Below are 24,715 nucleotides of genomic sequence, written 5' to 3'. Positions count from 1 at the left end.
TTCAGGCTACGCCAGGTCAGGCGGCGCAGTCTCGGTCGACGTCGACGCGCAGGGCCGCCGTCCGTGACCCGCTGCGACGGTGCCACAGGCCCCGCAGGGCGTAGGCACACATGCTCACGGTGCCCAGGACGATCAGATGGATTCCGGCAGCCTGGGCCATGGCGAGGGAGGCGACTGCCCCGGGCGCCGCCACCGCCCAGCTGCGCACCTGCCGACTCGCGGCCGAGCCGGTGGAGGCCCACGTCGCGAAGTGCTCGCAGTTGTTCCTGACCAGGTGGTAGCCACTCATTCCGAGCCGGGACTCAGCCCGGCTGATGATCTCGTCCGCCGGCAGTCGGCTTCGATAGGTGCGGAGAAGTATCTCGCCGCCATCGGCGAAGGACTCGAGCGAGCTCCTCTCGACGCGCCGGCCGGTGGCCGCCGTGCCCGTGTAGTGAATGACGGTGCCGTCACCGCCATCTATGCCGTGGTGCGTGTAGTAGCGACCCCGACCCCTGTGGACGAAGATGTGGTCACCACGTGCCACGGAAGCACCTGCCTTCTCGGGTCATCACGCCACAGGCCGCCACGGCTCGCGAACCACGGGCTCGTTGAACACGAACCGTCGGAACACCCAGAATCGCGTCGCGGTGCTGATCCCGAGCCCGATCACGTTGGCCGACAGGTTGTCCGCGAGGGGGCTGGACAGCCCCAGGACGTAGCGGCTGATCCACAGGCACACGACGGGGATGGCCATCGTGAGCGCACCGAGGACGAAGAACCTGATCACACCGGTCGTCTGATCGCGCGCCTCGCGTTCCCGGAAGGCCCACAGCCGCATCCCGACGTACGCCACGATTCCGGCGACAACGTTGGCCACCACGTACGCGACGATCGGATGGCTCCGCAGCGGAGCCGCGCCGAAGAGCAGGCCGTGGGCCAGCGCGTTGAAGCCCACGAACGAGACAGCGGTGGCCAGACCGCCCACCGCCATGAACCGGACCACCTCGCCGAGCAGCCGAAGCGCCTGGCTTCTCCAGCTCGCTGCGGTGGTCACCTTTACGATGCTACCGACTCGAATGGCCCGACTGCCTGCACTTTTAACGTACGGGCAGACACAACGACGGGTCGGTGCCGCGAGCCATCAGCCGCTGGATGGGGTGTGTGGATACCACCCGACCTGGTCCCAAGCAGGGCCCGGGAACAAGGGGGTCGAAAGTCCCGTCTACCCCAATGTTGGGTATGTGGGGAGAACTCCCGCAACCCGCTGAGACAGCGCCGGGAGACCCTCCTCTCACAGGCCTCGCCGAGGCGGCCCACACGCCGCACTTGCTCCTCGGTTTCAAGAGGTCCCCGCGATTCCACCCGAGATCGGCTCAGGCCGACCCCGGCAGACATCCGCGGCCGCCCGCCCGGTCCCGGGTAGCTCAGCCCTGCCTGCCCACCGCAGGCATGAACCCATGAAGGAACGAACCCATGACCATGCACAGCTCCACCAAGATCGGCCTCGCGGCTGTAGCCGTTGCCGGAGTGGCCACCGTCGTGGCAGCCCCGGGTGCTCAGGCCGCTCAGGACTGCAAGACGACCACCGTGACCTCTCAGGTCAAGGTCGCCGACGAGAAGAAGACCACCACCGTCACACCTGCGGTCACACATGTGGAGCACACCGACGCGGTGACCCACGAGGAGTCCCGCTTCTCGAAGGTGGTCCTCGGCGAGAGCCACGAGGCCCTCACCGAGAACCAGTTCCGCAACTCGGTCTACACCCGGACCTACACGCCCGGCACCGACGCGGTGACCGACACCATCGAGCACCCGGCTGAGACCCACACGGTCGAGCACCCGGCCGAGACCCACACCGTCGAGCACCCGGCCGAGACCCACGTCGTCCACCATGAGGCGGTCACCCACGAGGAGACTCGCGTCAGGGACCGTGGCTACGCCTACAGGCAGAAGGAGACCGGGAAGGTCCGCTACCTGAGCACGCCGAACTGGAACGGCGAGGACGAGCACGGCGACAAGGGCTGGGTCCGCTTCGCCGAGGGCGACCTGACCGAGACCGTCACCGTCGTGGACCAGGAGGCGTGGGACGAGACGGTCGTGGACAAGGAGGCCTGGACCGAGACCATCGTGGACAAGGAGGCCTGGACCGAGACCGTCGTCGACAAGGAAGCCTGGACCGAGACCATCGTGGTCGAAGAGGCCACTCCTGCCGTCTTCGGCCCGTGGCAGTGGGACCACTTCACCGCCTGGACCACCACGTCGGGCACCCCTGCCGATGAGGACGGTCAGGACGGCGAGGACAACCCCCTGAACCTGTCCCAGATCGGCGAGCAGTACGAGCAGACCGTGATCACGAAGGAGGCCTACACCGACCCCGACGTCACGCTCTACTTCGTCGAGGACGGTGAGCCGACCACGAACCTGGCCGACGCATCCTGGACCGCCGAGGTGCCTGAGGGTTGGGACCTGGTCGACACCCGTACGGTGGAGGACAGCCCGGCCTCTGACGTCACCGTGGTGGACACGCCAGCCTCTTCGGTCACGGTCGTCGTCCCGGCTGTCTACGAGACCAAGACCGACACGTCGGAGAAGTGCGCGGCCGTCGTCAAGGACGCCAGCACCAAGGACGCCAGCACCAAGGTCGCCAGCACCAAGGTCGCCGGCACCAAGGCAGACTCCGAGGTCCCGACGCGGATCGATGCCGGCCTGACCGGGAACCTGCCGAACACGGGCGGTCCGAACGGAGCGCTTCTCGCCGTCGGCGGGCTGCTCGCCGGCATCGGGGGCATCGGGACCTTCCTCACCCGTCGCCGGAAGAACGCCTGACCCACCTTCCAGGCGGGCATGACTCGGGTGAGGCCCCCGCGGCCGGGTGGCCGCTGTTCCGGGCGAACGAATTTTCGTTCGCCCGGAACACACCTTCGGACGCGTACGCCGCAGAGATCAGTGCACGCCGGCCATCAGCCGCCGGATGGGCCGGTTGCCGACGAGCAGGAGCACTCCGACGACGACGGAGGCGAGGCCGACCCACCAGAAGAACCCGCTGTCGTTGGAGACGTCGTAGAACTCGGCCAGGCGGCCGGACATCGCGGTGCCGAGCGCGACCGAGAGGAAGAACAGCGCCATCATCTGGGTCTGGAAGCGCTGCGGGGCGAGCTTGGTGGCCAGGGACAGGCCGACCGGCGAGAGCAGCAGCTCGGCGAGGGTGAAGAGCAGCAGGATGAACGCCAGGCCGATCAGCGGCACCGAGTGCGCACCGCTCGGCATCAGCAGGAACGCCCAGAACGCCAGCCCCATCAAGATGGTGCCGAGACCGAACTTCACCGGCGTCGACGGCTGACGGGAGCCGAGCTTGGTCCACAGGGCGGCGAAGACGCCGGCGAGCAGGATGATGAAGACCGGGTTGATCGAGTTGACCCAGGAGACCGGCATCTCCCAGCCGAAGATGTCGCGGTCCAGGCGCTGGTCGGAGTAGACCACCATGACGGTGAACTGCTGCTGGTAGAGCGACCAGAAGACGGCGCTGGCCACGAAGAGCGGCACCATCGCCCACACCCGGCTCCGCTCGACCGAGGAGATCAGCCGGCTGGAAAGGATGACGGCGAAGAGCGCGACCGCGGCGACGATGCTGATGCCGATCACGATGTTGGCCAGGCGCGGCGCGGTGATGACGCCGGTCAGGCAGAGCACCACGATGAGCGCCACCGCGGCGACCGCGATGCCGATCCAACGGCCACGCTCGGCGGCGGGAAGCGGGTTGGGGACGACGCGGCTCGCGGCAGGCAGCGCGCGGCGGCCCACGGCGTACTGCACCAGACCGAGGATCATCCCGACCGCGGCGAGACCGAAGCCGAAGTGGAAGCCCCACTGCTTCTGCAGCAGCCCGGTCAGCAGCGGACCGACCAGGGCGCCCAGGTTGATGCCCAGGTAGAAGAGCGAGAAGCCGGCGTCGCGGCGCTCGTCATCGGCGGCGTACAGGGTGCCGACGAGGGAGGACGCATTGGCCTTCACGCCGCCCGAGCCGAGCGCGATCAGGACGAGCCCGACGCCGACCCCGGCGATCCCGGGGATCAGCGCGAGGCCGAGGTGGCCGAGGACGACCAGGCAGGCGGAGGCGAAGAGCGTTCGCTCCGCGCCGAGCAGGCGGTCGGCGATCCAGGCCGCGATGATGGTCGAGAGGTAGACCGCACCGCCGTACGCACCGACGATCCCGAGCGCGACCGTCTCGCTGATCCCGAGGCCGCCCTGGGCCGCGGAGTAGTAGAGGTAGATCGCCAGGATGCCCTGCATGCCGTAGAAGCTGAACCGCTCCCACAGCTCGACGCCGAACAGGTTGGCGAGGACGCGCGGCTGGCCGAGGAAAGACCGCTCGCCGGGATCGCCGGCGGTGGTCTCACTTTTCAGTTGGCTCATTACCTCAGGTTCACAAGGCTCCGCTCCCCCGCCCAAATCGCGAACGGCCGATAACCGCCGGATGTGACCACTACCACGCGAGCTCGCCGTCCTTGTCCTGGAGTGTTCCGGTGGGGACGTCGAGGTCCAGCGTGGCGAGGCGTACGACGATCTTCGCGCTCTCCGCAGGCGGGCCGGCGATGTCGTCGATGCCGAAGCCGGCGGTCATGTCGGTGGCCGTGGGACCTGGCTCGACGGCGTTGAACCTGATGTCGGGGTACGCCTTGGCGTACTGGACCGTCAGCATGCTGGCGGCGGCCTTGGATGCGGCGTAGAGCGGCAGGAACATCCCCTGCTCGACCCGGCCGGGCGTGGTGTTGGCCCAGAACGAGCCCATGCTGCTGGACACGTTGACCACGCGTGGGTCCTCCGAGCGGCGCAGCAGCGGCAGGGCGGCCTCGGTGACGCGTACGATCCCGACCGCGTTGATGTCGAAGACCCGCAGCGCGGTCGGGCCGTCGAGCGGTTCGGCGACGAGGACACCGGCGTTGTTCACGAGTACGTCGAGGCGCCCCTCGGCCTCCTCGACGGTCGCCAGAGCGGCGGTGACGGAGGCGTCGTCGGTGACATCGAGCTGTACGAAGCGCGCGCCGAGCTCGGCCGCGGCCTTCTCTCCTCGCTCGACGTCCCGTGCGCCGAGGTAGACGTCGTAGCCGGCCTCGGTGAGCTGGCGGGCGGTCTCGAAGCCGATGCCCTTGTTGGCGCCGGTGATGAGTGCGACGGTCATTGCGTGTTCTTCCCTTTCGACAGACGGCCCGGTCGGGCCCGTCTTCGACGCTAGGCACGCCGGCCGGGTCCACCCAGAGTCCTGGTCAGACCGGGGCCTGACAGGACCCCCTCTGTCCGCTCGGGGCCGACCTAGGCTGGAGGCATGAGGTGGCAGAGATGAGCGAGGCGACGAACCCGCTGGGCGCGTTCCTCCAGGCCAGGCGGGCGCTGGTGACGCCCGAGGCGGCGGGCATCCCCGCCATGGGCGTACGTCGCGTCCCCGGGCTGCGCCGCGAGGAGGTCGCGATGCTGGCCGGCATCAGCGCGGACTACTACCTGCGCCTGGAGCGCGGCCGCGACCGCAACCCGTCGGCGCAGGTGCTCGAGTCGATCGCCCGCGTGCTCCAGCTCGACGACGACCACACCGCCCACGTGATGTCGCTGGTCGCGGAGGCTCCCCGCCGCCGTCGGCCACGCCGACGCAAGGAGACCGTCCCGCCCGGGGCGCTCAAGCTGCTCGACTCGATGGTGCAGCCCGCGTTCATCGAGGGGCGCTACTTCGACATCCTCGCGGCCAACAGTCTCGCCCGCGCGCTCTCGCCGAGGCTCGCGCCGGGCGGCAACCAGCTGCGCGACCAGTTCCTCGACCCGAGCCAGCAGGAGTTCCACCCGGAGTGGGAGTCGATGACGGAGTGCTTCGTCGGCAACCTGCGCCAGGCGGTGGGCACCGACATCGACGACCCTCGGTTCATCGAGCTCATCGGCGAGCTCTCCCTGGCCAGCGCACGGTTCCGGCAGCTCTGGGCACGCCATGACGTACGCGCCCAGACCGGCGCCCCGATCAAGATGAACCATCCGCAGGTCGGCGAGCTCACCCTCAACCGGGAGCGGCTGACGATCAACGGCACCGACGACCTGATGCTCGTCGTCTACCACCCCGACGCCGGCTCACCCGACGCGGAGAAGCTGGCTCTGCTGGCCTCCGCGGGGCTTCCTACCCGTCAGGACGAGGTGGAGCCCCGACGGGCCTGATCCGTGAGGAGGGTGACGACAGCCCGACGATCCTGCTCGGACTGCGGGTGCATCAGGAGACCCTCGACCACGAAGACACCGATCTTCGTCATCGCGCCCACATCGCTCTCCGGGACACCGGCAGCCCGAAATCCTTCGACCATCATCGAGTCGACAAGGCGGTGGAACTCGTCGTGCCAGGCGCCGATGGACTCAGAGGTCGAAGCGCGCGCATGCACCACCGTGACGAGCCGCCGATACTTCTCCAACCGATCGATGGCCCAGAGAACCTGATCGGCCCACGGACGTTGTGAGTGGAGAGCGGCCTCGGCGAGCGCCGCTTCGAGAACATGATCGAGGACGGCGACGAGAAGCGCGTCCTTGTCCGCGAAGTACCAGTAGATCGTCGTGGTCGTCACGCCGGCGGCCGTCGCGATCTTCGTCGTCGACGTCTCGTCGTAGCCGACCTCGGTGAACAGAGTCGCCGCGGCGTGGACGATCTCCTGCCGCTTCTCCTCACGATCCTGGGGTCTGCGGTTTCGAGGCATACGCAATCTTATCTTGACTGCCGTTCTAGAAGACGCGTACCTTTCTTGCACGCCATTCAAGACGAGCCCGGGAGTCCTCCGTGAACGACCGTTTCACCTGGTCCGAAGGGACCTTCCCGTCCCAGGGCGTCGAGTGCGCCGTACGTGTCTACCGGCCGTCCGGGCAGCCGGTGCCCGTCCCGGTGATCGTCATGGCTCACGGGTTCGGAGGCGTCCGCGCCCTGCGGCTGTATGCCTACGCCGAGGAGTTCGCCGCCGCGGGCTACGCAGTCGCCGTCTTCGACTACCGCGGCTTCGGCGAGAGCGCCGGCACGCCCCGCCAGCTGCTCGACGTGGCGATGCAGCACCAGGACTGGCGGGCAGCGCTGGCCTACGCCCGCAGCCTTCCCGGGGTCGACGCCGAGCGCGTGGTCGCCTGGGGTACGTCCTTCTCCGGCGGCCACGTCATCAGCCTCGCCGGACAGGGCGAGCCGCTCGCGGCGATCATCGCCCAGGTCCCGCACGTCAGCGGCCCCGCAGCCGTCCGCGCGACCGGCCTCGTTCCCAGCCTGCGCGTCGGGATGGCCGGCATCCGCGACCAGATCAGCGCCTGGACGAGGCGAGGGCCTGTGTACGTCGACGCGGCAGGCCGACCCGGGGAGACCGCCGTGATGACCACTCCCGACGCGCTGCCCGGCATGGACACGCTCATCTCCGAGTCCGGGCTCGAGAACGGCGACTACCCCGTCGAGGTGGCCGCACGGATCGTGCTCAAGATCGGCCTGTACTCCCCGAGGCGATGGGCCCGCGGAGTCACCTGCCCTGCTCTGGTCCAGATCGTCGAGTCGGACGCGATCACCCCTCGCCATGTCGCGGAGGAGACGGCTGCGCGCATGGCCGACGCGACCGTACGTGTCTACCCCGGGGGCCACTTCGACCCGTATGTCGAGCCGCTCTTCAGCACCGTGATCGCCGACCAGCTCGCGTTCCTGCGCGAGCACGTGCCGGTCTCGGCCTGAGGCCGGTTACGACGGTCGGGGCAGGATCTCGGCGTCGCGGTGCTCGACCAGCTCGGTGCGCTCGCGGGCGATACGGTCCATGCCCCAGCGTCCCAGCGGCCCGAGCGCGGCGTTGAGGCTGCGTCCGTGCTCGGTCAGCGAGTACTCCACCCGCGGCGGCACCTCGGCATACACCTCCCGGTGCACCAGCCCGTCCTGCTCCATCTCGCGCAGGTGCTGGGTCAGCATCTTCTCGCTGACGCCGGGCAGGCCGCGGCGGAGCTCCGCGAAGCGGCGTACGCCGTAGTTGTCGAGCTCCCACAGGATCAGCCCCTTCCACTTGCCGCTGACCACGTCGAGCGCGGCGTCGATGCCGCAGATGTAGGGGCCGTTTCGGGGCGCCTTCGCCATCGGGTTCTCCTCACTCACCTTCTGGTAAGTACCCCAGGAAATAGTGGGTACTCCCGCTATCGTACGTAAAGGCCGAGGATTGTCCTCATGAATCAACCTCTCACCGCCGTCACCGTCATCGGCCTGGGCCCCATGGGTCAGGCGATGGTCCACAGCCTGCTCGCCGCCGGGCATCCGGTGACCGTATGGAACCGCACGGCCTCGCGAGCCGACGAGGTCGTCGCCGCCGGCGCCCAGCTGGCGGACTCGCCGGCGAAGGCCGTCGCGGCGAGCGACCTGGTCATCCTCAGCCTGACCGACTACCAGGCGATGTACGAGGTGCTCGACTCCGCCACCGACGAGCTCGAGGGACGCACGATCGTCAACCTCGGCTCCGAGTCGCCGGACGGGACGCGTGAGGGTGCCGCCTGGGTTGCCGCGCGCGGCGCGCACTTCCTCACCGGCGGCGTGATGGTCCCGGCCCCGATGGTCGGGACGCCCGATGCGTACGTCTATGTCAGCGGCCCCGCCTCCGTGTTGTCTTTGCACCAGGACGCGCTGGCCCGCATCGGGTCGGTCCGCTACCTGGGCGAGGATCCGGGGCTCGCGCAACTGATGTACCAGGCCAACCTGGACATCTTCCTGACCTCACTCTCCTCGCTCCTCCACGCCGTCGCGCTGCTGGAGACGGGCGGCATCAAGCCTTCGGCTGCTCTGCCCGAGCTCATGCAGACCCTCGCCGGAATCCCGCCGATGCTCGCCGCCGGCGAGGACCTCGGCGCCCAGCTCGAGGCGGGCAAGCACCCCGGCCACCTCAGCACCGTGACGATGATGGGCGCCACCGCTGACCACCTCGTCGAGGCCAGCGAGGCCGCCGGCATCGACACCGACCTCCCCCGCGCCGTCCAGGCCCACTACTCCTGGGCCCGCTCGCGTGGGTACGGCGCGGAGAACTGGTCCCGCATCATCGACGCCATCCGGCCGTACGTCTGAGGTGCTCACCGGCGCCTGAGCGACCCTCAGGCGCCGGCGGTCAGCCACTCAGGCAGATCTCGAACCTTCGGAACCCGGGCATGGCGCTCCTCGCCCCACGCAAACGTCGTCTCGCACACCCAGTCCTCGAAGTCCGAGCCCAGCTGCCAGAGCGCATTCACCAACTCGATCGGATCGTGAAGGTCCTCCGAGCGCCCCAACCGCCAGCCAGAACGCTCGTTTGTGGGCAGGTAGGTGACGTACGCCCAGACGTACTCGTGCCCGTCTTCGGGATAGGTCCAACGCTCCTCGGGGTCTTGGAGCGAGTTGTAGAACTCCGTACCGACCACGACCGCGACGGTGACCTCGGAGATCTCCTGCTCCACCAGCGCGCTCTGGATCAGCGGCCGAATGACCTGGTCCCGAAGCTTGCTCACGAACGAGGTCCGACTCATGCCTTCACTCCTTCCACCAGCTGGTCAGGAGACGACGTCACATGCTCTTCTCGCACATGCGACGAGACGTCAACGACGCCGCCACCACCACTTCTGTGCCGCCACGCCGTCGTCGTAGTTGTCCTCTGAAACCTCGGTCTTGAGTCCAGCATGAAAGGCGATGGCACGTTTCGCGCCTGGTTGTCCGTCCCACATCTCCAGCAGTGCAGCAATTCGGGCTCGCTGCTCAGCGCTCATCGGCTGCCAGGTTGTCGCTGCGCGGACCTCCAACCAGTTCGACACTTGCGCGCGCCCGAGGCCGGCCAGTTCAGCATCTTGGTCTACAGCGAGCCTGAGATCTGCCTCGACCTGATCCCAACCGCCGTTGGAGCGCGCCAAGAGCCACGCGGCGCGACGGTTCGACCGAAGTTCCGATGCCCATGCGTCCGACGCCATCCGGACGGGTGCCCCGAGCCGACCGAGGGCACGTGCGGCGGCCGAGGACACCCGACCGCTGGAATCTGTGAGGAGCGCGGGCAAGAGTCGAAGTACCTCGTCGCGGCCCGCCCAGAGGGCGACTGCTCGGACGGCGACCTCACGCACGCGGGGCCGTGAACTAGTCAGCGCGCCGACGAATCTCGGCAGGTCTGCTGCTGCGTCGCCGACAGCAAGGAGCCCGTCCAGGACGGCGGCCTGGGTACGGCCCGGAAGGTCTTGCTGCAGTTGCGCTCGATACCAGCCGGCGACGTCGAGACCGCGCCTGCGCGCGCGGAAGCGAGCCGACTCGCGAACTCGCGGAACCCGGTCGACTGCCAACGCAAGCAGACGCTCATCAGTCAGGTCGTCGTCCGCAACGGCCAGCACGACAACCTGTCGGATCATCGCGGATCGAGCATCGAGTAGATCGACAAGGTCCGTCACTTCCCTGGAGGCAAACAGCCACTCGGCACACCAGGCCAGGACCAGCTGATCCGTCTCGGTACGCGCGATCTCACGAAGCCGCTCAACCGGCAGCAGGCCGATTCCATGCGCCATCTCGACGCCGCGCCGTCTTACCCGCATCAGGGGCGACGCCATGAGCATCGTCGCCAGCGTCTCCTCCCCCACCTCAGAGCGCACGCGCGACTCCACAAGCTCGATGGCGTGGCTGCCGAAGCGCCTCTCGCGTCCGGCGAGAACGACGTCCATCACGCGATCCAGATGCTCCACCATGTCGGCGTACTGGAGAGACTCCGCGGCAGCCTGACGAACTTGAGGGACGTGATCGAGGAGACGTACGCCAAGAGCCGCAGCCGCAAGAGGCCCTGCGACCCCGCCCAGCGCCCGTGTCGCCCGTTCCCTGAACCGTCCGTCAACATGCATGCTCGTCACCGCAGCAACGAACCCGTCGGGTTCGTTCAGGCACTCGTCCAGCCAACCTCGGAGGCCAGAGACCGGGGTCGTCGGATGGCGGTAGGACCGTGCCGCCTGATCCAGCACAAGCCACTCTCTGCCCGAGAGCGAACTCAGCGTCGAGCGCAGTTCATCCCGGTCACCGACGTCCTTCACGATCGCTTGGGACACAGCAGTCGCGAGGTCGAATGCTTCGGGATAGGTCAGAGACATGGCGCTGATCCTCGCCGATCGCGGATGTGTCGTGCCATCAGGTTTCAGCTTCCCCGCGAGGAACCCGTCTATCACCGCCAGGTGCTCCCGCTCAACTGCCCGCTATCCGCTCGACGAACAGCCGCTACCTGCCGAGGAGCCATGCCCCTTTGCCGACCCATGTCGCCGCCCGCATCGGAGTTTCGGCGTGAGTCGGCTGCATGGTCAGCAGGCGGCACCCTTGTTCGTTCGCATGTCAGTCAAACCCCGCTACTAGGCGTACGCCCTCATCGCCGAACCTGCCGGCGAGAGCACTCATGACCGCGAACACATGCCCCCACGGTGTCCCATCGCCGAAATAGCTCCCGAGAGTCATCGGTCGATACCTGTACGTGACCCCGTTGTGTTGCCATGTCGTCGCCTCGGCAAGATTCAGCGACGACGCCGGTTCGCCCGCGAATGCGAGCACTCCGCTTTCGACCTCCGCTGGAATCAACCTGGAGATCCAGAACGACGCCCCGTCGTTCCACTCCAACTGGCCGGCGATGTGCCCGAACGGTCCATCGAGATCAAGGTCCTTTACCTCAGACCACAGCAGCCACGACACGACGAACTGGCCATAGTCCAACTCCGGCTGGAGGTACTCCCGTGTCGATGCTGCGACGTCCGCAGGTAATCCCCTCGCCTCGGCGATCGGGCTGAACCCGTACTCGTTTCGGACGCCGAACAGGAACGCGTACGCCGGGTAGGCGCCGGCGGGTCCTCCGTCTTCCAATAGAGGAAACAGGTCGATCGCCTTGATCCAACCCTGATTCGCGTCGTCTGGCCAGGGATCACGGATCTCGATACCGCCGTAGATGTCTGTCACCATCGGGCTCACCAACGCCAACTGGCATGAGCGCCGTCGATGTGGAGCAGGAACTCTTCGACCACTTGTCCTTGTGGGTCCACCATGTTCAGGGCCCCGGTGATCTGCTCGACGAGCAGTTCCCACGCGTCGTACTCGTCGGTCTCCTCCAAGTTCTCGTGTTCAACGAGCCTGCTCTCTTCGGCGAAGACCGCCCGCCACTTGTCGAACCCAGCGGATGGGACGAAGGCGCCCTCCAGCCACGGGAAGTCGCTCCCTGTCACGGTGAGAAGGCCAACGACCTCCGTCTTCTCCATGAGCTTCCACGTATTGCTGGATCCGTCCGGCACGGAGGTGACTGTAACCGGATCCACAACCGACAGACGCGGCTGAACGGGCTGCTGGCGCACCCAGTCCGGCCATCCTCCCGGCGATGACGCGCCGGCGATCTCGTACACCCGAAGATGGCTCCTACTGCCTCCTCGAGGCCAGCGATGCCGTCGGCATCGACACTGACCCCGCCGGCGCCCGGGCCCGCTACGCCTGGGCCCGCTCCCGCGGCTACGGCGCGCGGAGAACTGGTCACGGATTATCGACGCCATCCGGCCTTACGGCCGGGGGTGAGCTGTCGCGGGGAGGCCCCCCGCAAGGAGGCCGCCCTCACGACAGTCAGGAATGAGCCGTGAGCCAGTCGATCACGTCGGCGGTGATCGCATCGCGGTTGGTCTCGTTGAAGATCTCGTGGCGCGCCCCGGGGTAGAGCGTCACCGTCACATCCTTCAGTCCGGCCTCGCGATAACGCTGCCCCAGCAGCTCGACCAGGGCGCCACCTCCGGCAAGCGGGTCGGCGTCGCCGGAGACGACGAGAATCGGCAGATCGGGGCGGATCCGACTAATGGCTGCCGGGTCCGCCAGACGCTCGGCGCCGGCGAACAGCTGAGGCACGGCGGTGTCGGGCAGATCGAAGCCGGACAACGGGTCTGCGACGTACGCATCGACCTCGGCCTCGTCGCGCGAGAGCCACTCGTACCCGGTCCGGTGCTCGAACCCGGCGTTGAACGCCTCCAGCCCGGCCGGACCCTCGGCGCTCGAGAGCGCACCAGCGAGTACGTCGAGGGCGGTCGAGCCCGACAGCACCACACCGTCGTACAGGTCGGACCGGTCCACGATCACCGTCTGCGCCGCAAAGGACCCCATCGAGTGCGCGACCAGGAACACCGGGATCCCGAAGAACTCCTCGCGCAGCGGCGCACCCAGGGCCGCGACGTCAGCCACCAGCGCCTCGAACTCGAAGTGGCCGAGCTGGTCGGCCGACGCGACGGACCCGCCGTGACCGCGGTGATCGACCGCCCGCACGACGTACCCAGCCCCGACGAGAGCCCGAGCGAGCCGGTCGTAACGCTGCCCGTGCTCGGCGATCCCGTGGGCGATCTGGACAACGCCACGCGGCGCCGACAGCTCCGCTCCCCATGTCCGGGTTGCGAGAACAGTGCCGTCGGTCGGCGAGACGAATGTGGCTGCGGTGGGCATGAGGCCTCCTGGTGACGGGGTGCTTATGCTGCCATTCCTTACGGCAATCCGTCAGGCCATCAGGCTCCGTGCGCCGGGCATGGCGTTGCTCGCCCCGTGCCAAGTTCCGAAGCGATCGACGAGGGCCTCACAACCGGTTCCTGGCCTCCATCAAGGCAAACCCGAGCAGGTTCAGACCGTTCCAGCGTGCTGGCTCCTCGGCGTACGGGGAGCTCTTTCCCAGGCCGATACCCCAGATCCGGTCGCGCGGAGACGCCTCGACCAGCACCCGGCCGCGAGTTGCAAGAAGGTAGTCGCGCAGCGCCGGGTCGCTACCGAACTTGAGCGTCGACCCCTCGACCACGATCCGCCAGCGGTGCTCGAGCCACACCTCATCCTCGAAGCCTGAGACCTCGCGCCCGAGTGCCTTCGCTGCCCCAGGGCTGGCAGCGTCGAGGATCCTTGCAGCGGTGCGGTCATCACCGAAGAGGACGGCCTTGCGCCACATCATGTAATGCTCAGCGCTTGCAAAGCTCCGCCCATCAGCGTCTGCGAAGACTTTCGGCCACCACTGACTTAAGACGTGCATGCCCACACCAGGCCCCTTTGGCGTGTGGCCCCAGAAGTGGACGTATCGGGGACGCTCGCCGGCCTCGTACGCAGCCACGAGCTCTTCTACACTTCGCGCTCGCAGCGCCTGTTCGGTCTCCACCGGCGCACGGTACCGACGATCAACGGCTGCCAGCATCCGTGTTTCTCCGAGATCCCAACTCTGAGGTCGGAAGTCGTACGAACGAATGTCCGTTCGCCAGCTCTGACGGCGGGCAAGCCAAGGCGGAGCTCGGCCACGCGGCGTAAGTCATGGGTGACCAGCTCGAGGCCAGCCGCCACCCCGGCCACCTCATCACCGTCACCATGATGGGCGCGACCGCCGACCACCTCGTCGAGGCCAGCGAGGCCGCCGGCATCGACACCGACCTCCCCCGCGCCGTCCAGGCCCACTACACCTGGGCCCGCTCCCGTAGCCACGGCGCAGAGAACTGGTCGCGCATCATCGACGCCATCCGGCCGTACGTCTGAGGTGAACGCCGGCGCCTGCACCCTCAGTCACCGGCGATCAACCATTCAGGCAGGTCTCGAATCTCCGGAACCCGGGCATGGCGCTCCTCGCCCCACGCGAATGTCGTCTCACACACCCAGTCCTCGAGATCCGAGCCCAACTGCCGGAGCGCATCAACCAGCACCGCTGGATCATGGAGATCCTCTAAGCGCCCCAACCGCCACCCAGCTCCCGCGTTCGTGGGCTGATATGACGTGAGCCCATACGTACTCGTGCCCATCCTCGGGATACGTCCAATGCGGTTCCCCCGGTCCCGGAGAGAGCTCTCGAACTCCGTGCCGACCACGACCGCGACAGTGACCTCGGGGATCTCTTGCTCCACCAGCGCGCTGTGAATCAGCGGTCGAATGACCTGGTCCCGAAGCTTACTCACGAACGAGGTCCGACTAATGCCGTTCCCTCCTTCGACCATGCTGGACCGGGATAGTCATCGTCATGCACGCGACCGGTCAGATGCCACTCGATTAGCAGATTCGTCAGGCAGATTCGGCCAGTCCGAGTTCGGGCGCGGTGGCCGCAACGCCAACGGCTCGTCACGACCGTGCGGATCGCCCGCGAGCCTGAGACCTGACTCCCATCCCCAACACCGGGGACGTACGGCACCAATTCGGCACAGGGTAAATCGGCCGCCGATGTTCTGGGCTCGTGACTTTCTTGGAGGAACCTGCGCCGAGCGCCGGCCAGGAAGAGCTGTACGCCGAAGACCTCGCCGACGACGGCTATGTCTGGGACCTCACCCGCGTGTGGGCACATCAGCCGGAGATGAAGGAGCAGCTCCAGCGACTGTTCGACGCCACGGCCGACGCGGCAGGACTGACACTGCGCGACAAAGCCATGATCGTGATCGCCCAGGCCGTGGCTGTCGGTGACTCCTACTGCGCTGTCGCGTGGGGCAAACGCCTGAGCGCCTGGTCCGACCCAAAGACTGCGATCGCCGCACTCACGGGCGACGAGGAACCCTTCAGCGAACGCGAACACGCGCTGGCCGCCTGGGCACGCACCGTCGCCCGCTCCCCCGGCAGCAGCACACCGCGAGACATCGAGCGTCTGCGTGACGCGGGGTTCAGCGAGCCACAGATCGTGGCGCTGACCATCTACGCAGGGCTGCGCACGGCCTTCTCCAGCATCAACGGCGCTCTCGGCGCCCGGCCGGACATCACCCTCGCCGACGCCCTCGATCCAGCCGTACGCACGGTCATCACCTGGGGACGTGCGCCCGGTTGACGGGGATGACTCGGTTGGCCGCACCAGGAAGGTGTCACGAGCGGTGCTGGCCCGACTTGAAAGGCCTGATCATGTCGCTGAAAACCGCTGACGAGCCCTCGGTCCGGGAGGACACTGGCGGTAGGGGGAGTATTGAAGCGAGGAGCCGAGGATGAGTCGCCAGATGACCATCACGATCCACGATCCTGATGTGGAGCGTCTCGAGGAGCTCAGTTCGGTCTTGCGCCGGGAGCTGCTGGACCTCGGCGTCGATGATGTCGAGCGCGCGAGCGCGGGCGAGGCGCCTGCCGGCACCCGTGGCATCGACATCGCGGCGATCGGCGTTCTGATCGTGGCCTTCCAGGAGCCCCTGGTCGCCGTGACCGCCATCGTGGGAGCGATACGCGGGTGGATGTCCTCTGCTCGCGGGGCCCACGCGGTCGAGCTCACCATCGGCGACCAGACACTCAAGATCGACTCGGCGTCGCGGGAGCAGCAGGATCGACTCATCGATGAGTTCGTCGCAGCCCTGCACGCCTCAGGGGAGCCGGACCCGCCTGCCTCCTCACCGGTGCCATGACCACGGGGCGGCGCAGCGCGCTGGTGGTCGCGAACGACACGTACCACGACCAGCGGTTGAGCAGGCTTCGCGCGCCCGCCACCGACGCCGAGCAACTGGCAGGCGTGCTCCGGAACGCCGAGATCGGGGGCTTCGAGGTCGAGGTGTCGCTCAACGAGCCGGAGCACGTGGTCCGGCGCAAGGTCTCGAGCTTCTTCGACGACCGCGGGCCCGACGATCTCCTCCTGCTGCACCTGTCGTGCCACGGGGTGAAGGATGAGGACGGGAGGCTCTATTTCGCTACGCCGGACACCGAGATCGACCACCTGGACGCGACGTCCCTGCCCGCCGACTACGTGAACAGACAGATGACGAAGAGTCGGTCCCGGCGCATCGTGCTGCTCCTGGACTGCTGCTACAGCGGCGCGTTCGCGCGCGGGATGATGAATCGCGGCGACGAGCGCATGGACATCATGGAGCGTTTCGACGGTCGCGGGCGGATCGTGCTGACGGCGTCGAGCGCGATGGAGTACTCGTTCGAGGGCGACCAGCTTGCCGGCCAGGGCAAACCGTCGGTGTTCACCTCGGCTCTGGTCGAGGGTCTGGCCACCGGCGAGGCGGACCGGGACCGTGACGGCTTCGTGTCGGTCGACGAGCTGTACGACTTCGCCTTCGACCGGGTACGGAACGTCACGCCGTCGCAGACTCCGGGCAAGTGGGTCTTCGACGTGCAGGGGGACTTCTACATCGCCCGCAGCAACCGCCCGCCCGAGCCGGCGGACGTGCTGGCCGACCTGCGTGGTGCCATCTCGAGTCCGTTCACCAACGTACGTCTCGGGGCGGTGGAGGAGCTGGCCGCGTTGCTGGACGACGAGGACCCCGATCGCGCCGCCGCTGCCCGGATGGCGCTGGAGGACATGGCCGAGCACGACACGCAGCGCGTCGTGCGCGGATCGGCCGAACGAGCTTGCCGGCCCGTCGAGACCTCGCCCCCACCGCCACCCGCCGCCCCGGGGCAGCCGGCAGTCGCGCCGCCTGCGCCAGACACACCAGTCACACCTGCGCCGGTGCCCGGAGCCGCTGTCGCGCGCGAGCCCGATCGCGAGCCCGACCGCGAGCCCGAGCACAGCCCGCGGCCGGTGGCAGCTACCGAGCCCCGGCCCCCCGCGTGGGTGCCGGCCGCCGCGTCGATCGCTGCCGTGGCGCTCCTGGCTGCGATTCCGTTGCCGTTCCTGGCCGAGGCCCCGACGTCGTGGAACTCGTTCGCGGTGGTCACGCCGTTCGAGGTGGCGCTTGCCGCCCTCGCTCTCCTCCTCGCTGCGGGCCGGCTCCGCCGCCAGCAGCTGGCCTCGGCCGACGCAGCCGGACTGTTCATCGTGGTCGGGGTCCTCATGAGCGCCGCCGGCCTCGGGCTGGTGAAGTTCTCCCTCGAGGACATCGGCGGCGTCGGTGTCGGCCTGGGTCTTCTCGTCGTGTGCGGCGGAGTGGGGGCTGTCGTGGCAGGCCGGGCGTGCTCGAGCGTGTCGCCGAGGGACCGCGACCTCGGCCCTGTCGAGCCCGTCTGGCTCGTATCGGCCATGGTGGGCGCCGGAGTGGCCACCGTGGCGCTGTTCATCCCCTACGACGGCTTCAGCTCGTACTGGACCGAGGTGGAGGAAGGCGCGAGCGCCGAATACATCTTCGAGCCGGCCGCAACGGTCGGTTGCCTGGCCTTCGGCACGCTGTTCCTTTCCTCCCGGCGTCGGTTCGCCACCGCCGTCCTGATCTCTGCCGGTGTCCTCACCGCACTCCACTACGTCGGGGTCGTCATCGCCGCCTGGCAGGCGATCGGCGAGGAGGGCGAGGTGGGTCCGGCTGGGTGGGTCGGCATCGCCGGGGGTCTGCTCGCCGCCTTCGCTGCCTGGCAGGTCCAGCAGTCGCCGACACGGAGCGGCGCAGGGTCCGGCGCGGCCTGACCACTTCCGAGAAGACTCAGTCCGTGATGTCGCCGGAGTAGCCGTACGTCGTGTCGTGCCAGGTGCCGTTGGCGGCACTGGTGGCGTGGAACTCGGACCAGGTGATGTTGGCGTTGGTGATGGGCGAGAAGTACATGGCGGGCGATGGCCGCAGCCCGGTGCAGGTGCCGTCCGCCTGGCACTGCCAGTCGAAGTCGGCGACGTGACCGCTGAGCGGATACTGCGGGTTGAACTCGCCGGTCAGCCGGAGGATCCGCAGGCCGTAGAAGGTGCCGGTGAGGCCCTCGCTGATCGTTCCGGTGCCGCCCGGGCTGACGCCCGCGAAGCTGGTCCAGGTGCCGTCGTACTCGATGCGGAAGCAGTAGTGCTTCTGACCGATCTTCCACACCTGGACATGCTGGAGATACGAGTCGAGAGCCCAGACATGGCCGTCGCTGGCGAAGTCCGCCACGTTCGTGTTGCCGATGGTCACGTCGTACAACGTCGGCCTGTCCGTCGGGCACGAGTCCAGGTCGGTAGGGACCGCAGAGGCGTGGGGGCTGCCGGCGATCAGCAGGCCGACGCAGAGTGTCAACGCCAAGAGAATCCGGCGCATAGCGCCACCTCCGCCTTCTGGTGAGCTGCGGCCGAAGACTCTGGGTGCCGAGATCGGCCGGTCAGCTACTTCGAAGTATCCGCCTGGCTGCCCGAGAAGTAGATCCCCGTTCCGGGGTATAGATTCGCCGCAGGCGGCACTCGCGTCGCGGTCACTGACGCCGCCCCGTCGCTATCCGCGTGAGGGTGCGGTCGAGGTCGTCGAGGACGTCGGGCCAGGTGGTCTCGCTCGGCGGCTGGCTGTGGGCGAAGGTGCCAGCTAGCTCGAGGGTGATGTAGCCGTGGATGAGGCTGGACATCAGACGGACGGCGTACGTCTCGTCGGCCTCGGCCACTCCGAAGCTGCGGACGACGGCGAGGGCGAGATCCGCGTTGCGGCGGCCGGCGGCGATCGCGTCGTCCACCGAGGGCGGAGCGGAACTCGAGCCCGGGGCGGGTGGGATGCGTTGACGGGTGGTGGCGTCGTAGCGGCCGGGTGAGCGGCGGGCGAAGTCGCGGATGGCGTTGGCGTAGGCGACGAGGAGGTCGCGGGACTCCCCCGCAGACATGGCAGCGCTGGTGGCGTCGGCGAGCTCGTCGAGGACGTACGCGGTGACGGCGGTGCGGAGGTCGGTGGCTCCGGTGATGTGGGAGTAGAGAGTCGGCGACCTGACGCCGAGGTGGCGCGCGAGGACCGAGATGGTGACGGCGTCGAAGCCGAGCTCGTCGGCCAGGTCGGCGGCGGCCGCGATCACCGCGGTCCGGTTCAGCCCTGGACGTCCCATCAACAACCTCCCGAATAACGAGTTGCCTAACAGTTGTAGGAAATCCTAGCCTGATGAGCATGAAGCCGCTGACCGAGACCGACGTACGCTCCTCGTTCGTCAACCTCACCAAGGGTGCGACCAAGCGCCTCAACATGCCCGCTGACCTGGCTGAACGGCCGTGGGACGACCTCGACTACCTCGGCTGGCAGGACCCGAAGGCGCCGCAGAACCACTACCTCGTCACTGAGCACGACGGCAGGCTCTGCGGCGTGGCTCTCCGGGCCTCACGCGAGACGCGAGGGCCGCGGAAGACGATGTGCGCGCTGTGCACGACGGTCGGTGACGTCGCGCTGCTGGTCGCCTCGCGCGCCGGTCGTTCCGGACAGGACGGCAACTCGGTCGGCACCTACATCTGCGCCGACCTCGACTGCTCCCTCAAGGCGCGCAACAAGCGCAAGCTGGACACCCCGGTCGTCCACGAGACCCTCAGCGTCGAGCAGAAGGTCGACCGGCTGCTCGGCAACCTCGACTCATTCGTGGCGCGGGTGCTCCGGCCCGCGTAGCGGCCTGACGCCGGGGGTTCGCGACTGCCGCGCCGTCGAGCTCGGCCCGTCACCGGGTCGTTGTCGACCGTGCCTGACGACGACCACGCCACCGAAGGCGATCGTGCAGGAGGGCGGCGCGAGCGGCGTTGCTGCCGGCGGCCCCGTGCACGCCGCCGCCGGGGTGGGCGGAGGCGGACCCGAGGAACAGTCCGGTGATGCCGGTCTCCGCCCGCCCCGTGCCCGGCACCGGTCGGAAGACCAGCTGTTGGTGGAGCTGGGAGGTGCCGCCTCCGATCGCGCCGCCGATGAGGTTGGCGTCGAGAGCTTCGAACTCATGGGGCCCGAGCACCCGTCGTGCGGCGACGGCGCTGCCGAAGCCGGGCGCCAGGCGCTCGATGCGCGCCTGCATGCGGTCGGCGAAACGTTCGCGCTCCTCCTCGTCCCATCGCCCGCGCAGCCCGTCGGGCCCCGCGTCGCGCAGCACCGTCTGCGGCACGTGCGTGTAGGCCCACACCGACTCCGTCCCGGCCGGCGAGCGGCTCGGGTCGGTGGTGGTCATCTGACCTGCCAGGAGGAACGGAGCATCGGGGATCACGCCGGCGGAGACCTGAGACAACGACTCGGTCATCTGCTCGACCGAGTCGGCGACGTGGAAGGTGCCGGGCGCGTACGCGGGTTCGGCGAGCCAGGGGATGGGCTTGCGCAGGGCCCAGTCGACCTTGACCGTGCCCGGGTCCAGCTGGAAGTTCTCCATGCCGGCCGCGACACGTCGCGGCACGTCGGTGGGATCGAGGAGCCGGCCGTACAGATGGGGTGCCGCGACGGCGGCGATCACGGCCCGGTCGACCTTGATCCGGTCGCCGTCACGGGTGCGTACGTCGGTGACGCGACCGTCCTCGACGCCGAGGCGGATGACCTCGGCACCGCAGCGGACGTCGCCACCCTGCTCACGGAATCGGCGCTCCAGCGCTGCGGCGAGCATGCCGGCACCGCCCTCCGGCACGGGGAAGCCGACGGTCTGGCCCAGCATGGCGAGCAGAAGTCCCATCGTGCCGGAGCCCAGCGCGTCCAACGGGATGTCGGCATGTCCGGCGTTGCCGGCCAGGAGCAGACGCGCAGCTTCGCCCCCGAAGTGGGTGCGTGCGAGGTCTCCGGCCGGCGTGAGCAGGGTACGCACCGCCGCCAGGCCTCCTGCCCGACGTAGGGCGTTGAGCAGGTGGGCCCCCGGCCGCAGCGGCGGGAACGGGGTCAGCAGGGCATGGACGAGGGGTTCACCGATGTGGTCCCAGAGACCGCACAGCTCCAACCACGCGTCGCCGTCGCCGGCGTGCTGGGCATCGAGCAGCTCTGCGGTGACGTGTCGGTCGCGGTGCAGCAGCGCCCAGCTGCCGTCCTGCATGGGATGGCCCAGGACCGCGGGAGCATGCCTCCACCGCAGCCCGTACTCGTCCAGGCCGAGGCCACGGATGGTGGGCGAGGCGGCCGCGAGCGGATAGAACGCGCTGAAGGTGTCGTGGATGAAGCCGGGGTGGACGTCCTCGGAGCTGCGGACCGCTCCACCTGTGGTGGGTTGGGCCTCGAGCACCAGCACCGACCAGCCCTTGTCGGCGAGCAGGTTGGCCGCGACCAGGCCGTTGGGCCCGGAACCGACGACGACCGCGTCGTAGGAGGCCTCACTCATGGGCGGCGTTCGACGATGAAGGCCAAGCGCCGGAGAGCCTCCACGTTTCGCCACTTGAGAAGCGGATCCTGCACAGGCCTTGGGATCAGAGCGCCCGGGCCGGCGACGGCCTGCTCTCGAATCGAGATCTCGGTGTCCTCGCCTGCCGGCTCCACCGTGATCTCGACGTGCGCGGCGCCTACGGGCCAGCCGCGCGCACGGAGCAACAGCCTGCTCCCGGGATCGCACTCGAGCACCTCGGTGCTGTCGTCGAGCAGCAGCGGCCAGACGCCGACCGAGTGGTGCAGCTGAGAGCCGACGTTCGGCCAGTCCTTGTCGGCGTCGCGCAGTCGAGAGGCGCCGACCACCCAGAGCGGGTAGAGCCAGCCGTCCGAGAGGACCTCCCACACGTGCTCGGGTGAGGCGTGGACCAGCCTGTGATTTGTGCTCATGGAGACGTCCTCGGCGGCTCGGGGTCACTGGACCTAGCGGTACCCTGCCCCCGGCGCGTTATGCGGACGGCCAGGTTGCGCACGACACCCAGGGCGGCGTTCCCGCGGCCGCCGCGCATCGCGTTCTCTCCTCTCATGCTGGTCAGGACGTTGCCCGGATGCGGGTCCACGGGGCGGGTCAGGTCGGTGAGCAGGAAGCCGAGGATCGGCGCGACCACCCGGTCGTGGAGAAGCGGCAGCGCATGCCCCAGCCGTATCACCTCGCCGGCCATGCTCAGCTGTGGCCGGCCACGGCCGCGGTCGACCCGGCGCAGGATCTGCCGGGCTGTCCGTTCGGGGCTCGAGACCGGAGGCGGAGGCCGACCCTCATGACCGATGACACTCGCGGCATGGCGATAGATCGGAGTGTCCACGCCAGCCGGCGCGACGTACACGATCGCGACGTCAGGTCGGTCGCGGTTCTCCAGGCGCAGCTGATAGGCCAGCGCGCGAACGCCCCACTTGCTGATGACGTAGGGACTCATCGAGGGCGCCGTGATGTGGCCGAGCGCGGAACCGACCAGGACCAGCGTTCCGCTGCCCCGCCGGCGCAGCACAGGCACCACATGACGTGCCACGTTGACCGAGCCGAGGAGGTTGGTGCGCAGCACGCCCTCGAAGATCTCGGACGGCAGGGACTCCGTGCGACCCAGCGCCACCACTCCCGCGCAGTGGATGACCGTGTCGAGCTGCCCGTGCCGGTCGAGCACCGCCCCGATGCCGTCCCGCACCGCATCGTCGTCCCCCACGTCGAGGGTCAGCACCATGGTCGATGCGGCGCCCAGCCGCGCACAACCGCTCGCAGCGACGTCCAGCGACTCGCGATCCCGGGCGACGAGGACGACGTGGTCTCCGCGGGTGGCGGCGAGGCGCGCGACCGCCAGACCGATCCCGCTCGACGCTCCGGTGACAAGGGTGATCGACATCCTCAGACGTGGTACCCGTGGACGACGACTTCATGCGACGGCGCCGTGCGCCGAGGAAGCCCTCCCGGCTCAGCACTCGATGACGTTGACCGCGAGGCCGCCGCGGGAGGTCTCCTTGTACTTCACCTTCATGTCGGCGCCGGTCTCCCGCATCGTCTTGAGCGCCTTGTCGAGGCTGACCTTGTGGGAGCCGTCGCCGTTGAGGGCGAGGCGGGCCGCGTTGATCGCCTTCACGCTGGCGATGGCGTTGCGCTCGATGCACGGGATCTGCACGAGGCCACCGACAGGGTCGCAGGTGAGGCCGAGGTTGTGCTCGATGCCGACCTCGGCAGCGTTCTCCACCTGCTCCGGGGTGCCGCCCAGCACCTCGCACAGCGCACCGGCGGCCATCGCGCAGGCCGAGCCGACCTCGCCCTGGCAGCCGACCTCGGCGCCGGAGATCGAGGCGTTGGTCTTGCACAGGATGCCGATCGCGGCCGCGGTGAGCAGGAACCGGACGATGCCGTCCTCGATCGCGGCCTCGTCCAGCCCGGCCTCGGGCGCCACGAAACGTACCCAGTAGTGCAGGACGGCGGGCACGATGCCGGCCGCGCCGTTGGTAGGAGCGGTGACCACGCGGCCGCCCGACGCGTTCTCCTCGTTGACCGCGAGGGCGAACAGGTTGACCCAGTCCATGACCCGGAAGGGGTCCTGGGCACCGGCTCCGGAGGCCAGGTCACGGTAGAGCAGCGGCGCCCGGCGCGGGACCCGCAGACCACCAGGAAGTACGCCGTCACTGACCGGATCACGGTCGCAGCCTGCTTGCACGCAGTCCGCCATCACCCGCCAGATCTCGAGGAGGCCGGCGCGGATCTCGTCGTGCGTACGCCAGGTCAGCTCGTTGGCGCGCATGAGGTCGGAGACCCGGAGCCCTTCGCGCTCGCAGATGCCGAGCAGCTCGGCACCGGTGGCGAACGGGAAGCGGACGGCCGAGCGGTCGGGGACCACCCGAGCGGCGCCCACCGCGTGCTCGTCGACCACGAAGCCGCCGCCGACGGAGTAGTAGGTCCGCTCGCGCAGCACCTCCCCCGAGGCGGCGTACGCGGTGAACACCATGCCGTTGGGATGGCCCGGCAGGCTGGCGCGGCGATGCATGACCAGATCGGTTCCGCTGTTGAAACGGATCAGAGCGTGGCTGCCGAGCGACAGCTCCCCGGACTCGCGGATGGCCGCCACCCGCCCGGACGATGCGCGCGTGTCGACGGTCGCCGGCTCCTCCCCCTCGAGGCCGAGGAGCACGGCTCCCTCGGAGCCATGCCCGTGGCCGGTCGCGCCGAGGGACCCGTAGAGCTCGGCCTTCACCCGTGTCACCGCATCCAGGCGACCGTCCGCGACGAGACCGTCGACGAAGGTCTTCGCGGCGCGCATCGGGCCGACGGTGTGCGAGGACGACGGGCCGATGCCGATCGAGTACAGGTCGAAGGCGCTCAGCGCCATCGCCACGGCCGTGGAACCGGCGACCT

Annotated in this window: 28 protein-coding genes; 9 read left to right on the top strand and 19 right to left on the bottom strand. The window is 68.6% G+C overall.

Features of this window, described 5'->3' with window-relative positions:
* Nucleotides 1-16: 16 nt before the first annotated feature.
* Together HD557_RS08105 and HD557_RS08100 are read right to left on the bottom strand one after the other, a co-directional pair.
* Nucleotides 17-526: a lecithin retinol acyltransferase family protein gene (locus HD557_RS08105; RefSeq protein WP_196873507.1), complete on the bottom strand. Its 510-nt coding sequence runs from the start codon at nucleotides 524-526 to the stop codon at nucleotides 17-19.
* A gap of 24 nt (nucleotides 527-550) precedes the next feature.
* Nucleotides 551-1,036, bottom strand: coding sequence for a GtrA family protein (locus HD557_RS08100; RefSeq protein ID WP_196873506.1), 486 nt, complete (start codon nucleotides 1,034-1,036; stop codon nucleotides 551-553).
* Between the two features lie 419 nt (nucleotides 1,037-1,455).
* Here HD557_RS08100 and HD557_RS08095 point away from each other — a divergent pair, with 419 nt between their 5' ends.
* Entirely contained in the window at nucleotides 1,456-2,808 is a 1,353-nt protein-coding gene (locus HD557_RS08095) for an LPXTG cell wall anchor domain-containing protein (protein WP_196873505.1), read from the top strand.
* Between the two features lie 117 nt (nucleotides 2,809-2,925).
* On the opposite strand, the gene HD557_RS08090 is transcribed toward HD557_RS08095, so the two are convergent.
* Nucleotides 2,926-4,395 carry a peptide MFS transporter gene (locus tag HD557_RS08090; RefSeq protein ID WP_008357968.1) on the bottom strand — a complete coding sequence of 490 codons (1,470 nt, stop codon included), beginning with the start codon at nucleotides 4,393-4,395 and terminating at the stop codon, nucleotides 2,926-2,928.
* Nucleotides 4,396-4,465: 70 nt separating this feature from the next.
* A complete protein-coding gene (locus HD557_RS08085; protein ID WP_008357971.1) occupies nucleotides 4,466-5,161 on the bottom strand; it encodes an SDR family NAD(P)-dependent oxidoreductase in 696 nt (231 codons plus the stop codon).
* A gap of 158 nt (nucleotides 5,162-5,319) precedes the next feature.
* Here HD557_RS08085 and HD557_RS08080 point away from each other — a divergent pair, with 158 nt between their 5' ends.
* Nucleotides 5,320-6,174, top strand: coding sequence for a helix-turn-helix domain-containing protein (locus HD557_RS08080; RefSeq protein ID WP_196873504.1), 855 nt, complete (start codon nucleotides 5,320-5,322; stop codon nucleotides 6,172-6,174).
* Here the strand turns inward: HD557_RS08080 and HD557_RS08075 are convergent.
* Complete coding sequence (locus HD557_RS08075) at nucleotides 6,144-6,701, bottom strand: TetR/AcrR family transcriptional regulator (RefSeq protein WP_008357975.1); 558 nt, start codon at nucleotides 6,699-6,701, stop codon at nucleotides 6,144-6,146. The two genes, HD557_RS08080 and HD557_RS08075, sit on opposite strands and share 31 nt — an antisense overlap.
* Before the next feature lie 80 nt (nucleotides 6,702-6,781).
* On the opposite strand from HD557_RS08075, the gene HD557_RS08070 reads away from it, so the two are divergent.
* A complete protein-coding gene (locus tag HD557_RS08070) occupies nucleotides 6,782-7,699 on the top strand; it encodes an alpha/beta hydrolase (RefSeq protein ID WP_008357977.1) in 918 nt (305 codons plus the stop codon).
* Nucleotides 7,700-7,705: 6 nt separating this feature from the next.
* Here HD557_RS08070 and HD557_RS08065 read toward each other — a convergent pair whose 3' ends face one another.
* Nucleotides 7,706-8,089 carry a winged helix-turn-helix transcriptional regulator gene (locus HD557_RS08065; protein ID WP_008357980.1) on the bottom strand — a complete coding sequence of 128 codons (384 nt, stop codon included), beginning with the start codon at nucleotides 8,087-8,089 and terminating at the stop codon, nucleotides 7,706-7,708.
* Between the two features lie 87 nt (nucleotides 8,090-8,176).
* Between HD557_RS08065 and HD557_RS08060 the strand changes: the two genes are divergently transcribed.
* The gene (locus HD557_RS08060) at nucleotides 8,177-9,061 is read left to right on the top strand and encodes an NAD(P)-dependent oxidoreductase (protein ID WP_008357981.1); all 885 of its coding nucleotides are present in this window, start codon (nucleotides 8,177-8,179) and stop codon (nucleotides 9,059-9,061) included.
* A 26-nt stretch (nucleotides 9,062-9,087) separates the two neighbouring features.
* On the opposite strand, the gene HD557_RS08055 is transcribed toward HD557_RS08060, so the two are convergent.
* The 6 genes from HD557_RS08055 to HD557_RS08030 all read right to left on the bottom strand — a co-directional run bounded on the left by HD557_RS08055 (nucleotide 9,088) and on the right by HD557_RS08030 (nucleotide 14,126).
* Entirely contained in the window at nucleotides 9,088-9,495 is a 408-nt protein-coding gene (locus HD557_RS08055; protein ID WP_008357983.1) for a hypothetical protein, read from the bottom strand.
* 69 nt (nucleotides 9,496-9,564) lie between these two features.
* Nucleotides 9,565-11,079, bottom strand: a complete 1,515-nt coding sequence (locus HD557_RS08050) for a HEAT repeat domain-containing protein (protein WP_008357984.1) — start codon at nucleotides 11,077-11,079, stop codon at nucleotides 9,565-9,567.
* Nucleotides 11,080-11,314: 235 nt separating this feature from the next.
* Complete coding sequence (locus tag HD557_RS08045; protein WP_008357986.1) at nucleotides 11,315-11,929, bottom strand: hypothetical protein; 615 nt, start codon at nucleotides 11,927-11,929, stop codon at nucleotides 11,315-11,317.
* A 5-nt stretch (nucleotides 11,930-11,934) separates the two neighbouring features.
* On the bottom strand, nucleotides 11,935-12,363 hold the full coding sequence (locus HD557_RS08040; protein WP_008357989.1) for a hypothetical protein: 429 nt from the start codon (nucleotides 12,361-12,363) through the stop codon (nucleotides 11,935-11,937).
* A 211-nt stretch (nucleotides 12,364-12,574) separates the two neighbouring features.
* Nucleotides 12,575-13,435 carry an alpha/beta fold hydrolase gene (locus tag HD557_RS08035; protein WP_196873503.1) on the bottom strand — a complete coding sequence of 287 codons (861 nt, stop codon included), beginning with the start codon at nucleotides 13,433-13,435 and terminating at the stop codon, nucleotides 12,575-12,577.
* 127 nt (nucleotides 13,436-13,562) lie between these two features.
* Nucleotides 13,563-14,126: an NADAR family protein gene (locus tag HD557_RS08030; RefSeq protein ID WP_040755037.1), complete on the bottom strand. Its 564-nt coding sequence runs from the start codon at nucleotides 14,124-14,126 to the stop codon at nucleotides 13,563-13,565.
* Nucleotides 14,127-14,275: 149 nt separating this feature from the next.
* Between HD557_RS08030 and HD557_RS08025 the strand changes: the two genes are divergently transcribed.
* Nucleotides 14,276-14,494 carry an imine reductase family protein gene (locus HD557_RS08025; RefSeq protein ID WP_196873502.1) on the top strand — a complete coding sequence of 73 codons (219 nt, stop codon included), beginning with the start codon at nucleotides 14,276-14,278 and terminating at the stop codon, nucleotides 14,492-14,494.
* A 23-nt stretch (nucleotides 14,495-14,517) separates the two neighbouring features.
* Here HD557_RS08025 and HD557_RS08020 read toward each other — a convergent pair whose 3' ends face one another.
* On the bottom strand, nucleotides 14,518-14,907 hold the full coding sequence (locus HD557_RS08020) for a hypothetical protein (protein WP_307785563.1): 390 nt from the start codon (nucleotides 14,905-14,907) through the stop codon (nucleotides 14,518-14,520).
* Between the two features lie 272 nt (nucleotides 14,908-15,179).
* On the opposite strand from HD557_RS08020, the gene HD557_RS08015 reads away from it, so the two are divergent.
* From HD557_RS08015 to HD557_RS08005, 3 genes are all read left to right on the top strand, one after another.
* Nucleotides 15,180-15,758 carry a carboxymuconolactone decarboxylase family protein gene (locus tag HD557_RS08015; protein WP_196873500.1) on the top strand — a complete coding sequence of 193 codons (579 nt, stop codon included), beginning with the start codon at nucleotides 15,180-15,182 and terminating at the stop codon, nucleotides 15,756-15,758.
* 151 nt (nucleotides 15,759-15,909) lie between these two features.
* A complete protein-coding gene (locus tag HD557_RS08010) occupies nucleotides 15,910-16,317 on the top strand; it encodes a hypothetical protein (RefSeq protein ID WP_008357995.1) in 408 nt (135 codons plus the stop codon).
* Entirely contained in the window at nucleotides 16,314-18,251 is a 1,938-nt protein-coding gene (locus HD557_RS08005; RefSeq protein WP_196873499.1) for a caspase, EACC1-associated type, read from the top strand. Before HD557_RS08010 ends, HD557_RS08005 begins: the two co-directional genes overlap by 4 nt.
* A 16-nt stretch (nucleotides 18,252-18,267) precedes the next feature.
* On the opposite strand, the gene HD557_RS08000 is transcribed toward HD557_RS08005, so the two are convergent.
* The gene (locus HD557_RS08000; RefSeq protein ID WP_196873498.1) at nucleotides 18,268-18,846 is read right to left on the bottom strand and encodes a hypothetical protein; all 579 of its coding nucleotides are present in this window, start codon (nucleotides 18,844-18,846) and stop codon (nucleotides 18,268-18,270) included.
* A 151-nt stretch (nucleotides 18,847-18,997) separates the two neighbouring features.
* Nucleotides 18,998-19,609: a TetR-like C-terminal domain-containing protein gene (locus HD557_RS07995; RefSeq protein WP_196873497.1), complete on the bottom strand. Its 612-nt coding sequence runs from the start codon at nucleotides 19,607-19,609 to the stop codon at nucleotides 18,998-19,000.
* Nucleotides 19,610-19,668: 59 nt separating this feature from the next.
* Between HD557_RS07995 and HD557_RS07990 the strand changes: the two genes are divergently transcribed.
* Entirely contained in the window at nucleotides 19,669-20,154 is a 486-nt protein-coding gene (locus tag HD557_RS07990) for an FBP domain-containing protein (RefSeq protein ID WP_231380227.1), read from the top strand.
* Nucleotides 20,155-20,203: 49 nt separating this feature from the next.
* On the opposite strand, the gene HD557_RS07985 is transcribed toward HD557_RS07990, so the two are convergent.
* The 4 genes from HD557_RS07985 to HD557_RS07970 form a co-directional block, all read right to left on the bottom strand.
* Nucleotides 20,204-21,817, bottom strand: a complete 1,614-nt coding sequence (locus tag HD557_RS07985; protein ID WP_196873495.1) for a phytoene desaturase family protein — start codon at nucleotides 21,815-21,817, stop codon at nucleotides 20,204-20,206.
* Nucleotides 21,814-22,248, bottom strand: a complete 435-nt coding sequence (locus HD557_RS07980) for an SRPBCC family protein (protein WP_196873494.1) — start codon at nucleotides 22,246-22,248, stop codon at nucleotides 21,814-21,816. Before HD557_RS07980 ends, HD557_RS07985 begins: the two co-directional genes overlap by 4 nt.
* Entirely contained in the window at nucleotides 22,245-23,213 is a 969-nt protein-coding gene (locus tag HD557_RS07975) for an SDR family NAD(P)-dependent oxidoreductase (protein WP_196873493.1), read from the bottom strand. Before HD557_RS07975 ends, HD557_RS07980 begins: the two co-directional genes overlap by 4 nt.
* Before the next feature lie 69 nt (nucleotides 23,214-23,282).
* Nucleotides 23,283-24,689, bottom strand: a complete 1,407-nt coding sequence (locus HD557_RS07970; RefSeq protein ID WP_196876331.1) for an L-serine ammonia-lyase — start codon at nucleotides 24,687-24,689, stop codon at nucleotides 23,283-23,285.
* Nucleotides 24,690-24,715: the final 26 nt, after the last annotated feature.

It is taken from the genome of Nocardioides luteus (assembly GCF_015752315.1).
Classification (GTDB): domain Bacteria; phylum Actinomycetota; class Actinomycetes; order Propionibacteriales; family Nocardioidaceae; genus Nocardioides.
This window is presented reverse-complemented; position numbering and strand designations above follow the sequence as displayed.

Coding starts and splice junctions, on each gene's coding strand:
- HD557_RS08095 (WP_196873505.1), top strand. CDS start 1,456: ATGACCATGCACAGCTCCACCAAGATCGGCCTCGCGGCTGTAGCCGTT.
- HD557_RS08090 (WP_008357968.1), bottom strand. CDS start 4,395: ATGAGCCAACTGAAAAGTGAGACCACCGCCGGCGATCCCGGCGAGCGG.
- HD557_RS08085 (WP_008357971.1), bottom strand. CDS start 5,161: ATGACCGTCGCACTCATCACCGGCGCCAACAAGGGCATCGGCTTCGAG.
- HD557_RS08080 (WP_196873504.1), top strand. CDS start 5,320: ATGAGCGAGGCGACGAACCCGCTGGGCGCGTTCCTCCAGGCCAGGCGG.
- HD557_RS08075 (WP_008357975.1), bottom strand. CDS start 6,701: ATGCCTCGAAACCGCAGACCCCAGGATCGTGAGGAGAAGCGGCAGGAG.
- HD557_RS08065 (WP_008357980.1), bottom strand. CDS start 8,089: ATGGCGAAGGCGCCCCGAAACGGCCCCTACATCTGCGGCATCGACGCC.
- HD557_RS08060 (WP_008357981.1), top strand. CDS start 8,177: ATGAATCAACCTCTCACCGCCGTCACCGTCATCGGCCTGGGCCCCATG.
- HD557_RS08055 (WP_008357983.1), bottom strand. CDS start 9,495: ATGAGTCGGACCTCGTTCGTGAGCAAGCTTCGGGACCAGGTCATTCGG.
- HD557_RS08050 (WP_008357984.1), bottom strand. CDS start 11,079: ATGTCTCTGACCTATCCCGAAGCATTCGACCTCGCGACTGCTGTGTCC.
- HD557_RS08045 (WP_008357986.1), bottom strand. CDS start 11,929: ATGGTGACAGACATCTACGGCGGTATCGAGATCCGTGATCCCTGGCCA.
- HD557_RS08035 (WP_196873503.1), bottom strand. CDS start 13,435: ATGCCCACCGCAGCCACATTCGTCTCGCCGACCGACGGCACTGTTCTC.
- HD557_RS08025 (WP_196873502.1), top strand. CDS start 14,276: ATGGGTGACCAGCTCGAGGCCAGCCGCCACCCCGGCCACCTCATCACC.
- HD557_RS08010 (WP_008357995.1), top strand. CDS start 15,910: ATGAGTCGCCAGATGACCATCACGATCCACGATCCTGATGTGGAGCGT.
- HD557_RS08005 (WP_196873499.1), top strand. CDS start 16,314: ATGACCACGGGGCGGCGCAGCGCGCTGGTGGTCGCGAACGACACGTAC.
- HD557_RS08000 (WP_196873498.1), bottom strand. CDS start 18,846: ATGCGCCGGATTCTCTTGGCGTTGACACTCTGCGTCGGCCTGCTGATC.
- HD557_RS07995 (WP_196873497.1), bottom strand. CDS start 19,609: ATGGGACGTCCAGGGCTGAACCGGACCGCGGTGATCGCGGCCGCCGCC.
- HD557_RS07990 (WP_231380227.1), top strand. CDS start 19,669: ATGAAGCCGCTGACCGAGACCGACGTACGCTCCTCGTTCGTCAACCTC.
- HD557_RS07985 (WP_196873495.1), bottom strand. CDS start 21,817: ATGAGTGAGGCCTCCTACGACGCGGTCGTCGTCGGTTCCGGGCCCAAC.
- HD557_RS07980 (WP_196873494.1), bottom strand. CDS start 22,248: ATGAGCACAAATCACAGGCTGGTCCACGCCTCACCCGAGCACGTGTGG.
- HD557_RS07975 (WP_196873493.1), bottom strand. CDS start 23,213: ATGTCGATCACCCTTGTCACCGGAGCGTCGAGCGGGATCGGTCTGGCG.
- HD557_RS07970 (WP_196876331.1), bottom strand. CDS start 24,689: ATGGCGCTGAGCGCCTTCGACCTGTACTCGATCGGCATCGGCCCGTCG.